Raw genomic sequence first — 12,777 nt, 5'->3', positions numbered from 1 at the left:
GAAAGGCCGCCGGCCCGCACGGCCCGGCATCCGGCGGACGCAGGTGCGGGCGCGCAAGCCCTGGCCGACGATGGGCACGAGGCCGCGTCCCGCCGGACGCGGTCGCATCCCGTCGTACGTCGTCTGAACCGAGGGAGCGTCGGATGCGAGCGGACGGCCACGCACCCGGACGGCCCGCGCCCGGCGGGCAGGACGCCGGCGAGCGCACCACCGAGCGACTCCTTCGCGACGGCGCCCGCGAGGTCGCCGAGGTCGCGGACAGCGTACGCGCCGTCGCCGAGCGCACCGCGGACGCCCTGCTCGCCCCGCCCCACAGACGCGCGGCCCGCCACCCCCGTACGGGACTCACCGCCCGCTGGGCGCTGCTGCGCGCCCTGACGGACCCGCGCGGCCTGGGCTCCCCCGCCGGGGGCGCGCGCAGAAGGATCGTGTGGCTGTTCGGCGCCCGCCGGGGCGGGGAGCCCCTGGCCGCGCTGATGGCCGTCACCTCGCTGCGGCTGCGCGTCGCCGCCGTGCTCGCCAGCCACCCCGAACTGGCCCGCGACCCCGGCATGCGCCGCCTCACCGAGGCCCTCGGCACCAAGGGCGACCGCGAGGCCGTACGCGCCCTGCGCGCTCTCTTCCGGGACCCCGGCGCCCAGCGCTCGCTCGCTGCGCTCACCCCCGTGCTGGACGAACTCCTGCGTGTGCGCCTCCTGCTGGACGCCGAGCCGCCCGCTCCCGCGCGGCCGCCGGCCGGAGGGGAGCAGCGCGCCGCCGAGGCCGTCGCCCTCACCGGCACCGAGCGGCAGGCCCTGGCCACCGAGGGCTCACTCCTCGGCTTCCTCCGCAACATCGAGACCCTCGCCCCCGAGGGCCGCGTCCTCGTGCAGAACGTGCGCGGTCCCGACGGCGTGGTCCGGTACGTCGTCCAGGCCCCCGGCAGCAGTTCCGGACGCCCCCGGCACGGCTCCCCGCGTGACGTCGTCGGCGCCTGGCGGGAACAGCTCACCGCCGACTCGCCGTACACCCGCGCACTCCGGCCCGCCATCGAGGAGCACGGCATCCCGCGCGGCGCCGAGATCGCCCTGATCGGGCACGGCGAGGGCGGTACCGCACTCCTCAACCTCGCGCGCGACGCCGGGTTCTGCCGCGCCTACCGGCTCACCCACGTCGTCGCCGTCGGCGCGCCGGACCCCGCCGGACGGCCCGCCGACCCCCGCACCTGGGTCGGCCACGTCACCAACGAGCACGATCTCGTCCCGGCCGCCGCCCCCGCCGCCCCGCACCCCAACCGGTACGACGCCCGCTACACCGGGCCGACCCGCGCCTTCCCGGAGTCCCACCTGCTGCGCGAGTACATCGGCCATCTGCGCACCGTCGCCCCCGAGGCCCGCGCACACCTCGACGAGGCCCTCACGCCGTACCGGGGTCCGGTCGTGCGCAGCCAGGCGTACCAGCTCAAGGATCCGGCGCAGCCACCCGAGGGACACCCCTTCCTCACCCTGGCGACCTCCTCGGTGCCGACGACGACCGGCCCGGTCGGCGTGCCCGTGCGCTACCAGGACTCCGCCGCCGCCCACCTCTGCTTCCCGGTCGACACCGAGGCGGTACGGGCCCTGCTGCCCGACGTGCCCTGGATGCGGCCCAGCGGAATCGGCCGGCGCACCCTCGCCGTGCTCTCGCTGTACGAGCACCGCTGTTCCACCCTCGGCCCGTACACCGAGATCGCGCTGTCCGTCCCGGTGGACGACCTGTGGCGGCCCCACCCGGCCGACTTCGCCACCGACCTGCTGCGCCGCGCCGACCTGCGCCGCACCGGCCGCCACGTCCTCTCCCTCGCCGTCACCACCGAGGAGGCCCGGGTGACGGCCCGCGAGGTCTGGGGCCAGCCCGCGATACGCGCGGCCGCCGAGGCCCACCTCACCGGCCCCCGGCTCCGGCTCAGCGCGCCCGGTCTCGGCATCGCCGTCCTCGGCCGCCTCGGACCCGGTGTGCGCTGCCCGGAGCCGGACTGGGCGCTGTACGGGCGACGCGGGGACAGCACCGTACGCACCGCGATCCGCACCTCCGGGCGCCCCCGGCTGCACGCCGGGGCCGGGGTGCGGCTGCGGCTGGACACCGCCGCCGCCGAACCCATGGCGGGGCAGTTGCGCAGGCTCGGCATCGACACCGCCCGGCCGCTCTTCGTCGTGGCCTGCCCCCAGTTCATGGTCCACCGCGCCGCGGGCGCCGTCCTGCCGCGCTGAACCTCCGCCACCGGGAGCCGTCATGGTGAGCCACTCCACGCCCGACCACCCGATAGCCGCCGAACTCCTCGACCGAGTAGCTCAGTTGCGCACCGACGCCGATCTGATGGACGGCTACGCCCGCCGTCTCCTCGCCACCGCCGCCACCCTGAACGGCCGGGTCGCCGCCCCGGAGTGGAGCAGACCCACCCTCGCCCGCCAGGCCGCCGCGTGCCGCACGACGGCCCGCCGACTTCGCCTGGCGGCGGAGGCGTTGCTCAGCCAGAACGGACCGGGCCGGGCGCGGTCCCGCCGTCGCCCGGCCGCGCCCGCCGCGCTCCCGGCCAACGGCCCGAAGTGACGCGGCACGTCAAGGACGTTCGGGCATCCGGGTGGTAGCCCGTGGCGACCTGGGCCGAACGGGTCGTGGCGGCCGGGGGAGTGGGCGGGAGGTCCGGATAATCACCGCTCATGCAGCTCGTGAACGCAGGTCAAGCCACCCGGCGCGCCCCCGTGGCCGTCACCGGACTCGGACTGGTCACCCCGGCCGGTGTCGGCCAGGCCTCCGCCTGGGAGGGGCTGTGCGCCGGGACCTCCACGGCCACCGCCGACCCCGGACTCGACGGGCTGCCCGTGGCGTTCTCCTGCCGGGTGCCGGACCTCGACGCACCGGGGCTGCTCGGGCACCGGCTCAGCCGCCGGCTGGACCGGTTCACCACCTTCGCCCTGCTCGCCGCCCGCGAGGCCGTCGCCGACGCCGGGCTCACCCCCGGTGACTGGGACGGCCCGCGCATCGGCATCGTCATGGGCGTCGGAACCGGCTCCATGCAGGGCTGGCAGGCCGAGTTCGACCGGCTCGCAGCCCGCGTCCCCGACCGGGTCTCCCCGCTCGCCCTGCCGCGCAGCGTGCCCAACATGGCCGCCGCCGAGATCGCCCTCGACCTCGGTGCCACCGGCCCCAACCTGGTCGTCTCGACCGCCTGCGCCTCCGGTACCAGCGCCGTCGGCCTCGCCCGCGACCTGCTGCTCTCCGGCGCCTGCGACCTGGTCCTGGCCGGCGGCAGCGAGTCCGCCCGGCTGCCGATGACCGCCGCCTGCTTCGCCCAGATGCGCGCCCTGTCCCGCCGCGCCGACGCCCCGCACGAGGCGTCCCGCCCCTTCGACCGCGACCGCGACGGCTTCGTCCTCGGAGAGGGGGCCGCCGTCCTCGTCCTGGAACGCACCGCCGACGCCCGTGCCCGCGCCGCCCGGCCCACCGCCCTGGTCGCGGGGTACGGCGCCTCCTGCGACGCCCACCACTTCACCTCCCCGCACCCCGGCGGCGACGGTGCCGCCCGCGCCATCCGCAGCGCCCTCCTCGACGCCGGGCTGGCCCCCGAGGACATCGACCACGTCAACGCCCACGGCACCTCCACCCCGCAGGGCGACCTCGCCGAGCACAACGCCCTCCGCCAGGTCTTCCACCGCCCGCCCCCGGTCACCGCCGTCAAGGGCGCCATCGGCCACGCCATCGGCGGCGCCGGCGCCATCGAGGCCGCCTGCACCGCCCTCACCCTGCGGCACCAGCTCATCCCGCCCACCGCCAACCTGCACACCCAGGACCCGGCCATCGACCTCGACGTCGTCGCCAAGGTCCCCCGTCCCACGCCGATGCGCGCCGCCATCAGCAGCTCCTTCGGCTTCGGCGGCCAGAACGCCGTGCTGGCCCTCACCGCCGCCGAGTAGTCACCCTCCACCGGGCCCACCCAGTGCCCGTTTCCAGCGGAAAGGTCCCGCCCGTGCCGGAAGTCCCAAAAGCGCCGGAGATCCCGGACGCCGTACCGTCCCCCGGCCGGACACGGTCCCGGCCGAACGCCGAGCAGATCCTCATCGGGGTCTTCGTCGCCGTCCCCTTCCTCGCGCTCCTCGCCGCCGTCCCACTGGCCTGGCGCGACGGGCTCAGCCCCCTGGACGTCGTGCTCGCGGCCGTGTTCTACCTGGTCAGCGGGCTCGGGATCACGGTCGGGTTCCACCGGTACTTCACCCACGGCTCGTTCAAGGCGCGCCGCCCGCTGCGGATCGCGCTCGCCGTCGCGGGCAGCCTCGCCGTACAGGGGCCGCTGCTGACCTGGGTCGCCGACCACCGCAAGCACCACCGGTACTCCGACCGCGAGGGCGACCCGCACTCGCCCTGGCGCTACGGCCGCACCCCGGGGGCGCTCGCCAAGGGGATGTTCCACGCCCACCTCGGCTGGCTGTTCGACACCGATCACGCCTCCACGTCCCAGTACGCGCCCGACCTGGAGCGGGACCCGGCGCTGCGGCTGATCTCGCGGGGCTTCGCGGTGTTCGTGGTGCTGTCGCTGGCGCTGCCCGCCCTGCTCGGGCTGCTGATCACCGGGAGCTGGACGGGCGCCGCGACGGCGTTCTTCTGGGCCGGACTGGTACGGGTGTGCCTGGTGCACCATGTGACCTGGTCCATCAACTCCATCTGCCACGCGACCGGTGCGCATCCCTTCCGCAGCCGGGACCGTTCCGGCAACGTGTGGTGGCTGGCCCCGCTGTCGTTCGGCGAGTCCTGGCACAACCTCCACCACGCGGACCCGACCAGCGCCCGGCACGGTGTCCTCCCCGGGCAACTGGACGCCAGCGCCCGCCTGATCCGCTGGTTCGAGGGTCTCGGCTGGGCCTACGACGTGCGATGGCCCGACGCCGGCCGGGTGCGCGCGCGACGGCGGGACGGCAAAGCGCGGGAAACGGGAACCAGGGCGCGGGAATTGCGGTCTTAGGCACCGTCAACGACCGGGATCGGCCCGGTCGCGTGGAATCCGGTGAATCGAGACACATGTCCATCCGCGTTCGTACGACTCCGCTGACCGTCGCCGCCCTCGCCGCGGGCCTCGCCCTGGCCGCCGTCACCCCGGCGCTCGCGGGCACGGCCTCCGCCACGGCCCGGCCCGCCGCGGCGGCAACCGCCCAGGGCGACCCGCGCCATGTCACCCAGCGCGTCACCGACTTCTACGGCGCCTACATCGACGCCGCCTGGGAGACCGAGGACCCGGCGAGCGGCGCCGACGCCAAGGCGCTGCGCGACTTCTACCTCTCCGCCTCCGCCCGAGGGAAAGTCGCCGCCTGGGAGAAGCGGAACCACGCCGACGGCATCCTCTTCGCCCAGAACGTCCCCGTGAAGTGGAAGGTCGCCTACACCGGATCCGGTATGGGCCACGCCACCAGCAGGGTCACCCTGACCTGGAGCGACGGCAAGAACCCGGAGGTCACCCGGATCGACGTCCAGTCCGACCTGGCGACGCGCAAGATCACGGATCTGAAGCCGGCGAAGTAGGTCCCATTTCGACTTGTGTGCGGTGTTTTCGGTGGTGCCCGGGCGTAAAATTCACATAAGGACGTGGAGCCCCTACGCAGGAGGCGCGATCATGACGGAACGAATGCACACCACGATGGAGACGCACCCGGACGTCCTGGAGATGCGGGAGCGCTTCGTGCTCGCGGAGAGGGCGGCCGCGACCAAGCAGGGACAGGCCGTCGAGGCGATGGCCCTGATCACGGGGCTGTACATGGCGGCCTCCCCGTGGATCGTGGGCTTCAACGGCTTCACCACGCTCGCGGTGAACAACCTGATAGCGGGCGTCGCCTACGCCCTGCTGATGAGCGGCTTCGGCCACGCCTACGAGCGCACCCACGCCCGCGCCTGGGCCGCCGCCCTCATCGGCATCTGGATGATCGTCGCCCCCTGGGTGGTCGCGGGCAACGTCAGCACCACCCGTACGGTCATCAGCAACATCGTCGCCGGAGCGGTCGGCCTGTGCCTCGCCCTGATGGCCACCGCGGCCAACCGGGCGGGCGAACGCCGGGGCAACCGGGCGGCCGGGATGATGGGCCGCTAGTGCGGTGACCGGGAAGGGTCACCGGCTCGCGGCGTCCGGCACGGCACCTCGCCGCGTTGTCGCATCGCCCGAGTACATCCAGTACGCGGGCGATGCTCCGCCTTGCGATGCACCGCACCGGACGCCGCCAGCTTTCCGGCAAACCCTTCCGGTCGCAGCACTAGCGGAACACGCCGGCCGGGACCCGGCGACGTACGCGGGTCCCGGCCGGACGGCACGGCTCAGCGGTTGACGGCTCGCATCCCCGCCTCGTCGTATCGTTCGCCGGAGACCTCGGGCAACTCGGCGTCGATCTGCGAGAGTTCCTCGGGGGTGAGGACGATGTCGACCGCGGCCGCGTTCTGTTCGAGGTAGGAGCGGCGCTTGGTGCCCGGGATGGGGACGATGTGGTCGCCCTGGGCGAGGACCCAGGCGAGGGCGAGCTGGGCGGGGGTGACGCCCTTCTTCTCGGCGATCTCCCTGACCTTGGCCGCGAGACGCAGGTTGGCCTGGAGGTGCTGGTCGGTGAAGCGGGGGCTGCTGCGGCGGTAGTCGTTCTCGTCCAGTTCCTCGAGGGAGGAGAACCGGCCCGCGAGGAAGCCCCGGCCCAGCGGCGAGTAGGCGACGAAGCCGATGCCCAGCTCGCGGCAGGTCGGCAGCACCTCCGCCTCCACGTCCCGCGACCACAGCGAGTACTCGCTCTGCACGGCCGTGATCGGGTGGACCGCGTTGCCCCGGCGCAGCGTCTCCGCGCTCGCCTCGCTCAGTCCGATGTGCCCGATCTTGCCCTCGGCGACCAGCTCGGCCAGTGCGCCCACCGTCTCCTCGATCGGCACGTCCGGGTCGACCCGGTGCTGGTAGTACAGGTCGATGTGATCGGTGCCGAGCCGCTGGAGCGAGCCCTCCACCGAGGACCGGACATGCTCGGCCGAGCCGTCCTGGCGGCCCACGCTGGACATGTCGCCCGGCACCGCGTCGTCCATCCGGAAGTTGAACTTGGTGGCCAGTACGTACTCGTCACGATGGCCACGGACCGCCTCGCCGACCAGGGACTCGTTGGTCAGCGGCCCGTACATCTGGGCCGTGTCCAGGAAGTCGATGCCCAGCTCGCGGGCGCGGCGGACGGTCTCCACGCCCTCGTCCTGGTCCGCCGTCCCGTAGAAAGCGGACATGCCCATGCAGCCGAGGCCGATGGCCGACACTTGCAGGTCCCGCAGACTGCGCTGTCGCATGTGGTGTTCCAGCCTTTCGCACGTGCTCGATCGTCATGTCGGACGACTTGGCGCTCCTTCATCCATCTAGCGACGGATCCAGCCGCCCGGCATCCCGTGGGGGACGCCGGGCACCGGAGCGCCTGCGACGCTACGAGCTGAAGCGCGCTCGAAGTCAAGTCACCCGTTCAGGCGAACCGGAAGCTCGAACAGGTCGTTCTGGGTGACCACCGGCTTGTGGCGCAGCTCGGCGGCCGGGACCGCCAGTTCCAGGTGCGGGAACCGGGCGTACAGCGCGGGCAGCGCCACCCCCGCCTCCAGCCGGGACAGTGCCGCGCCGGGGCAGACGTGCGGGCCGTGGCCGAAGGAGATGTGCCGGTTCCCCGACTCCCGCGTGATGTCGAACTCCCCGGCGCTCGGCCCGTGCGCCTCCTCGTCGCGGCCCAGCGCGCCGTAGGACACGATCAGCGCGTCGCCTGCCGGGATCACTCGGTCGCCGACCGGCACGTCCTCGGTGGCGAAGCGGATCAGCACGTGCGAGGTCGGCGTGGACCAGCGCAGCGTCTCCTCGACCACCGCCGCCCAGTCCGCCTTGCCGGACAGCACCAGTTCCCGCTGGCCGGGATGGGTGGAGAGGTTGACGACCGCGTTGACGATCAGCGAGATCGTCGTCTCGTGCCCGGCCGCGATCATCAACTGCAGGGTGGCGACGATCTCCTCGTCCGTGAGGTGGTCGCCGTCGGCGGAGGCCAGGATCAGCGCGCTGGTGAGGTCGTCGCCCGGCTCGGCACGCTTCGCCGCGACGGTCGCCGCCATCATCCCGGCCAGCTCGGTCAGGGTGGCGACGACCTCGGCGGGCGGGGTCTGGGTGGAGAAGAACTTCTCGAAGAGCACCTTCAGCCGGGGCAGCAGCGCCTCGTCGATGCCCATCAGCTCGGCCACCACGTACATCGGCAGCGGGTAGGCGAAGGCCGCCTTCAGGTCGACCACCCCGCCGTCGGCGTCCAGCGCGTCCAGCAGGTCCGCGGTCAGCTCGCCGATCCGCTCCCGCATCAGCTCCACCCGTCGCGGGGTGAGCGCCTGCGCCACCAGCGTGCGCATCCGGCGGTGGTCCGGGCCGTCCACGGTCAGCATCGAACGGCCCGGATTGGCCAGCCCGATCAGCGGCCAGTCCGCCGGTATCTCACCGCGGCGCCAGGCCCCCCACACGTTGATGTCCTTCACCAGGCGCGGGTCGGTCAGCAGCGCCTTGGCCTCGGCGTGCCGGGTGACGGCCCACACCGGCACCCCGCCGGGCAGCTCCACGGCCGCCAGCGGCCCGGCCGCGCGCAGGGCCGCGCTCTCGCCGTCCAGGTCGGTGACGAAGGGATCGAGGGCGATACGGGAGATCCCGGTACCGGTGGTCATCGTGGCATGCCTCCCAGGGCAGGGGTCGAAGTGAACCGCACGGGCAGCTCGGTCAGCCCGCGCAGCCAGGGCGAGGGCCGACGGGTGAGGGACCCGGCGGGCACCGCCAGGTCGATGTCCGGCAGCCGGTCGAGGACGACCTCGATGCCGGTGCGCGCGATGACCTCGGCGACCTCCTGCGCCGGGAAGGGGCAGCGGTGCTCGCCGTGCCCGAAGGAGAAGTGCGCGTTGTTGCCGCCGGTCAGCCCGGAGGCGTCGGTACGCACCTGGGGGTCGGAGTTGGCGCCCTGGAGGCCGAGCAGCAGCAGGTCACCGGCGCGGACCCGGCGCCCACCGAGGTGGGTGTCGCGCGCGGCCCAGCGGCCCGCCACGTTCTGCGTGGGCGTGTCCTCCCACAGGACCTCGTTCATCGCCTCCGCGACGCTGTTGCGGCCGCCGAACAGGGAGGCGGCGAAGCGGTCGTCGGTCAGCATCAGCCGCAGCGAGTTGCCGATCCAGTCGGCGGTCGGCTGGTGTCCGGCCGCCATCATCACCATCAGGTCCTGGACGATCTCCTCGGCCGTGAACCCGCTCTCGTCCGCCAGCATCCGCGAGACCACGTCGGCGGCGGGCTTCTCGGCACGGTCCGCGACCAGCCGGGCCATGGAGGAGGCGAGGTGGGACTGCCCGGCCAGCGCCCGCTCCCGGCCGTCGATCATGTCGTTGAGCGCGGTGACCAGCCCCGGCCCCTCGTCGTCCGGGAAGCCGTAGAGGTGCGCCAGGACCCGTACCGGCAGCAGGGACGAGTACTGGGCTACCAGATCGGCCTCGCCGGAGAGGCAGACGGTGTCGATCAGCTCGTCCGCGAACCGCTCGGCCTGGCGCCGCAGTTCGAAGGGATCGACCGATTCCAGCGCGTTGCTGATCATCGCCGCCCGCTGCCGGTGCCGCTCCCCGACCGTGTAGAGGACGGAGGGCTGGCGATGCCCGATCATCGGCAGCAGCGGCCAGCCCTCGGGGATGTTCTCCCACTGGTTCCACAGCTCTGAGTCCCGGCTGAACAGCGCCGGATCACCGGTCACCTGATGCAGCTCGCGGTAGCCCAGCACCAGCCAGGCCGGGATGCCGCCGTCCAGCTCCACCGGGACGACGGAGCCGTGGTCGCGCCGCATCTCCCGGTACAGGCAGGCGGGTTCGGTCTGGAAGCGGGGTCCGCCGAGCGGAACGGCTTCGGACATCACACCAGTTCCCCTCTGACCCCGGCGGTCGTGGCGTACCGGGCCTGCACATGGCGGACCAAAGTGATCAGGACCTCCTTGGCCGACTCACGGGACCGGGCGTCGCAGTCGACGAGCGGTACGTGCGGGTCGAGGTCCAGCGCCGCGCGTACGTCCGCGCCCGCGCGCACCGGGCCGCCGAAGTCGTTGCAGGCCACGATGAACGGCGTGCCGTGCTGCTCCAGACGGTCGATGGCGTACCAGGAGTCGTCGATCCGCCGGGTGTCGACCAGGACGACCGCGCCGAGCGTGCCGGAGAACAGCCGGTCCCACAGGAACCAGAACCGCTCCTGGCCCGGCGCGCCGAACAGGTACAGCACGTTGTGCGCGTCCAGCGTGATGCGGCCGAAGTCGAAGGCGACGGTGGTGGCCGTCTTGGTGCCGACGTGCGCGATGTCGTCCACCGACTCGCCCGCCCGGGTCATCGTCTCCTCGGTGTTGAGGGGACGGATCTCGCTGACCGAGCGGACCAGCGTGGTCTTGCCGACGCCGAAGCCGCCCACGACGACGATCTTCAGACCGTTGTCGGCGGAGGCACCCAACGGGGTGCGCGCGTCAGAGGTTGCGGAGTCCAACGAGCACCTGCTCCAGGATGTCGGGGTCGGTGATGGCGGGGCGGCGCGGGTGACGTGCGCTGACATGGCCGGTGGCCAGCAGGTCGGACAGCAGCACCTTGGTGATGCTGACGGGCAGGCGCAGCTCGGCGGCGATCTCCACCACCGAGGTGGGGAACCTGGTCAGCCGCAGGACGGCCACGTGCTCGGACTGCATGCCGGCGGCCGCCGCCGACTCGGCGACGATCAGCGTGACCAGGTCCAGCGTGCTGCCGGCGCCGGTCCCGATCTGTCCCCGCGTGATGGTGTAGAGACGGTCGGGAGCGTCGTCCCTGCCCGGACGGCTCATGAGGAGCGGGGCGGCGCGGTCAGGTGTTCGCCGAGCTGCTCCACCAGTTCGCTCATCGTGTGGCCGACCACGCCCGGGTCGGCCTCCTCGCCGGTCACGACGGCCAGGTGGGCGCCCTCGCCGGCCTCGACGATGAACAGCACACCGCCGTAGAACTCGGCCATCGCCGAGCGGACGCCGCCGCTGCCGTCGCCGAACTCCACGGACGCCCCGTGCGACAGCGACTGGATGCCGGCGGCGATGGCGGCGAGCTGGTCCGCCTGGTCGACGGACAACTCCGGGGTGCGGCACAGCTTGAGGCCGTCGCGGGAGAGGACGAGCGCGTGCCGGGCGCCCGGGGTCTTCTCCAGCAGGCTCTCGAGGAGCCAGGTGAGCGTGTCGTCCGCGGTGGTCGGGCCGGTCATGAAGTGGTGTCGCCTTCCGGGTGCGTGTGCGGTTGCGTGGGGGGACGGGAGACAGCGGGGGTGTCGGCCGGGCCGTCCGTGCGCGCTTCACCGGTTCGGGTGTGCGGCGCCACGGCCCCGGGGGCCGTTCCGGGGCGCACGGCGTCGCGGAAGCTGCTGAAGCGGGCGGCGCGGACCCTGGCCTCGTCGGGTCCGGGGGCGGGCCGTCCGGTGGTGTCCCGCGAGGCCGACCGGGACCGTTCGGCCTCGGCCAGGGTCCGTCCGCGACGGCGCCTGGGCAGACCGCCCACCTCCTCGGCGGGCGGTGCGGGGGCCTCGCGCACGGGAGCGGGCGGGGACACGGGTCGTTCGGGCTGCGGCGCGGGGGAGGCGGCCGGGGCCGTGGGCGCCGGGCTTGTGAGGATCTCCTGCGGTACGAGCATCAGCACACCGGTGCCGCCGCGTGCCGAGGGCCGGAACGACACCTTCAGTCCGTACTTGCGGGCCAGCCTGCCGACCACCGCGAGCCCCAACCGGGTACCGGTCAGACCGCCCAGCCCGGACACGTCACCGGTCACCGCCTTCTCCGCCCGCCGCAACTGGACGTCGCCCATCACCAGACCGCTGTCCTCCACGGAGACGATGACCCCGGCCGGGACCTCCTCCACGTAGACGTGCACCTCGGCGGTGGGCGGCGAGAAGTTCGTTGCGTTGTCGAGGAGTTCGGCCAGCGCGTGCATCACGCCCTCGGCCGCGTGACCGGCGACGGCGATCTCGCTGACGGAGTGCACCCGCACCCGGCGGTAGCCGCCGATCCGGCCCATGGCGCCGCGCAGGACGGACTCCATCGCGATGGGCCGGGCCCAGCGCCGTCCCGAGCGCGCTCCCGTCAGCACGGCGATGGAGTCCGCCAGCCGGCCCGCCTGCGCGGTGCGGTGGTCCAGGTGCAGCAGGTCGGCGAGGACGTCCTCGTCGCTGTGCCGCTCCTCCATCGCCCGCAGGTCGGCCAGGGTCGCCGTGGCCAGCGCCTGCATCCGGCCCGCCGTGTTCGAGGTGGCCGAGACGGCCGTCGCCCGCTCCCGCCGGGCCTTCTCCAGTTCGCCCGAGAGCCGCAGCAACTCGCGGCGCAGCCGGTCGGCCTCGCGCGCGCCCTCTTCCTCAAGACGGTTCTGCTCGGTGCTGAACTCGGCCCGCTGGGAGGCCAGTTCGTCGATCAGCCGCTGCTGCTCCCGGCGTGTGTCCTCGGCCGCCGAGGTCCGCTGCCGCTCCAGTCGCTCCACATCGGCCAGCGCGCTCGCAAGGCGCCGCCGAGACCGCCGGGCGGTGCCCCGCGCGTGGACGGCCACGGTCACCGCGACACAGAGCGCGACCGCCGCCGGAACCCCGGCCCACAACAGCGCCTCGCGCGCCGGACGCGGGGCCACCGCCACGGCCGCGCCGAGCGCGAGCGCCGACAGGACGACGGTCGCGGCCAGGGCGAGGGCGGGCGTACGGAGGTCTGGGCGGTCGCCGGGCGGCAGGGGCGCGGTCATCGGTCCGGTCTGGTC

At 73.7% G+C, this 12,777-nt stretch carries 13 protein-coding genes; 6 read left to right on the top strand and 7 right to left on the bottom strand.

Annotated features, from left to right (window positions below; all coding sequences use genetic code 11):
- Positions 1–143: 143 nt before the first annotated feature.
- The 6 genes from ACWCV3_RS21420 (at position 144) to ACWCV3_RS21395 (ending at position 6,091) form a co-directional block, all read left to right on the top strand.
- Positions 144–2,228, top strand: a complete 2,085-nt coding sequence (locus ACWCV3_RS21420; RefSeq protein ID WP_451226374.1) for an acetoacetate decarboxylase family protein — start codon at positions 144–146, stop codon at positions 2,226–2,228.
- A gap of 22 nt (positions 2,229–2,250) precedes the next feature.
- Positions 2,251–2,568, top strand: a complete 318-nt coding sequence (locus ACWCV3_RS21415; protein WP_451226371.1) for a hypothetical protein — start codon at positions 2,251–2,253, stop codon at positions 2,566–2,568.
- Positions 2,569–2,678: 110 nt separating this feature from the next.
- Positions 2,679–3,932: a beta-ketoacyl-[acyl-carrier-protein] synthase family protein gene (locus tag ACWCV3_RS21410; RefSeq protein WP_451226368.1), complete on the top strand. Its 1,254-nt coding sequence runs from the start codon at positions 2,679–2,681 to the stop codon at positions 3,930–3,932.
- Between the two features lie 53 nt (positions 3,933–3,985).
- Positions 3,986–4,975, top strand: coding sequence for an acyl-CoA desaturase (locus ACWCV3_RS21405; protein ID WP_451226365.1), 990 nt, complete (start codon positions 3,986–3,988; stop codon positions 4,973–4,975).
- A 56-nt stretch (positions 4,976–5,031) separates the two neighbouring features.
- The gene (locus tag ACWCV3_RS21400; protein ID WP_451226362.1) at positions 5,032–5,529 is read left to right on the top strand and encodes a hypothetical protein; all 498 of its coding nucleotides are present in this window, start codon (positions 5,032–5,034) and stop codon (positions 5,527–5,529) included.
- A gap of 91 nt (positions 5,530–5,620) precedes the next feature.
- Positions 5,621–6,091 (top strand): SPW repeat protein, encoded by a 471-nt coding sequence (locus ACWCV3_RS21395; protein WP_451226359.1) that lies wholly within the window; start codon positions 5,621–5,623, stop codon positions 6,089–6,091.
- Positions 6,092–6,312: 221 nt separating this feature from the next.
- Here ACWCV3_RS21395 and ACWCV3_RS21390 read toward each other — a convergent pair whose 3' ends face one another.
- From ACWCV3_RS21390 to ACWCV3_RS21360, 7 genes are all read right to left on the bottom strand, one after another.
- Positions 6,313–7,302 (bottom strand): aldo/keto reductase, encoded by a 990-nt coding sequence (locus ACWCV3_RS21390; RefSeq protein ID WP_451226356.1) that lies wholly within the window; start codon positions 7,300–7,302, stop codon positions 6,313–6,315.
- Between the two features lie 159 nt (positions 7,303–7,461).
- Positions 7,462–8,688 carry a cytochrome P450 family protein gene (locus tag ACWCV3_RS21385; protein WP_451226353.1) on the bottom strand — a complete coding sequence of 409 codons (1,227 nt, stop codon included), beginning with the start codon at positions 8,686–8,688 and terminating at the stop codon, positions 7,462–7,464.
- Entirely contained in the window at positions 8,685–9,905 is a 1,221-nt protein-coding gene (locus tag ACWCV3_RS21380; protein WP_451226350.1) for a cytochrome P450, read from the bottom strand. Before ACWCV3_RS21380 ends, ACWCV3_RS21385 begins: the two co-directional genes overlap by 4 nt.
- Positions 9,905–10,486: a GTP-binding protein gene (locus tag ACWCV3_RS21375; RefSeq protein ID WP_451226549.1), complete on the bottom strand. Its 582-nt coding sequence runs from the start codon at positions 10,484–10,486 to the stop codon at positions 9,905–9,907. Before ACWCV3_RS21375 ends, ACWCV3_RS21380 begins: the two co-directional genes overlap by 1 nt.
- A 13-nt stretch (positions 10,487–10,499) precedes the next feature.
- Positions 10,500–10,847, bottom strand: coding sequence for a DUF742 domain-containing protein (locus ACWCV3_RS21370; protein ID WP_451226347.1), 348 nt, complete (start codon positions 10,845–10,847; stop codon positions 10,500–10,502).
- Entirely contained in the window at positions 10,844–11,251 is a 408-nt protein-coding gene (locus ACWCV3_RS21365; RefSeq protein ID WP_451226344.1) for a roadblock/LC7 domain-containing protein, read from the bottom strand. Before ACWCV3_RS21365 ends, ACWCV3_RS21370 begins: the two co-directional genes overlap by 4 nt.
- Positions 11,248–12,762, bottom strand: coding sequence for an ATP-binding protein (locus ACWCV3_RS21360; RefSeq protein WP_451226342.1), 1,515 nt, complete (start codon positions 12,760–12,762; stop codon positions 11,248–11,250). Before ACWCV3_RS21360 ends, ACWCV3_RS21365 begins: the two co-directional genes overlap by 4 nt.
- Between the last annotated feature and the right edge of the window lie 15 nt (positions 12,763–12,777).

Source organism: Streptomyces sp. NPDC001781 (genome assembly GCF_053596035.1).
Note: the sequence above shows the minus strand (reverse complement) of the source record. Positions and strands in the feature narration are given on the sequence as shown.

Coding starts and splice junctions, on each gene's coding strand:
- ACWCV3_RS21420 (WP_451226374.1), top strand. CDS start 144: ATGCGAGCGGACGGCCACGCACCCGGACGGCCCGCGCCCGGCGGGCAG.
- ACWCV3_RS21415 (WP_451226371.1), top strand. CDS start 2,251: ATGGTGAGCCACTCCACGCCCGACCACCCGATAGCCGCCGAACTCCTC.
- ACWCV3_RS21410 (WP_451226368.1), top strand. CDS start 2,679: ATGCAGCTCGTGAACGCAGGTCAAGCCACCCGGCGCGCCCCCGTGGCC.
- ACWCV3_RS21400 (WP_451226362.1), top strand. CDS start 5,032: ATGTCCATCCGCGTTCGTACGACTCCGCTGACCGTCGCCGCCCTCGCC.
- ACWCV3_RS21395 (WP_451226359.1), top strand. CDS start 5,621: ATGACGGAACGAATGCACACCACGATGGAGACGCACCCGGACGTCCTG.
- ACWCV3_RS21390 (WP_451226356.1), bottom strand. CDS start 7,302: ATGCGACAGCGCAGTCTGCGGGACCTGCAAGTGTCGGCCATCGGCCTC.
- ACWCV3_RS21385 (WP_451226353.1), bottom strand. CDS start 8,688: ATGACCACCGGTACCGGGATCTCCCGTATCGCCCTCGATCCCTTCGTC.
- ACWCV3_RS21380 (WP_451226350.1), bottom strand. CDS start 9,905: ATGTCCGAAGCCGTTCCGCTCGGCGGACCCCGCTTCCAGACCGAACCC.
- ACWCV3_RS21370 (WP_451226347.1), bottom strand. CDS start 10,847: ATGAGCCGTCCGGGCAGGGACGACGCTCCCGACCGTCTCTACACCATC.
- ACWCV3_RS21365 (WP_451226344.1), bottom strand. CDS start 11,251: ATGACCGGCCCGACCACCGCGGACGACACGCTCACCTGGCTCCTCGAG.
- ACWCV3_RS21360 (WP_451226342.1), bottom strand. CDS start 12,762: ATGACCGCGCCCCTGCCGCCCGGCGACCGCCCAGACCTCCGTACGCCC.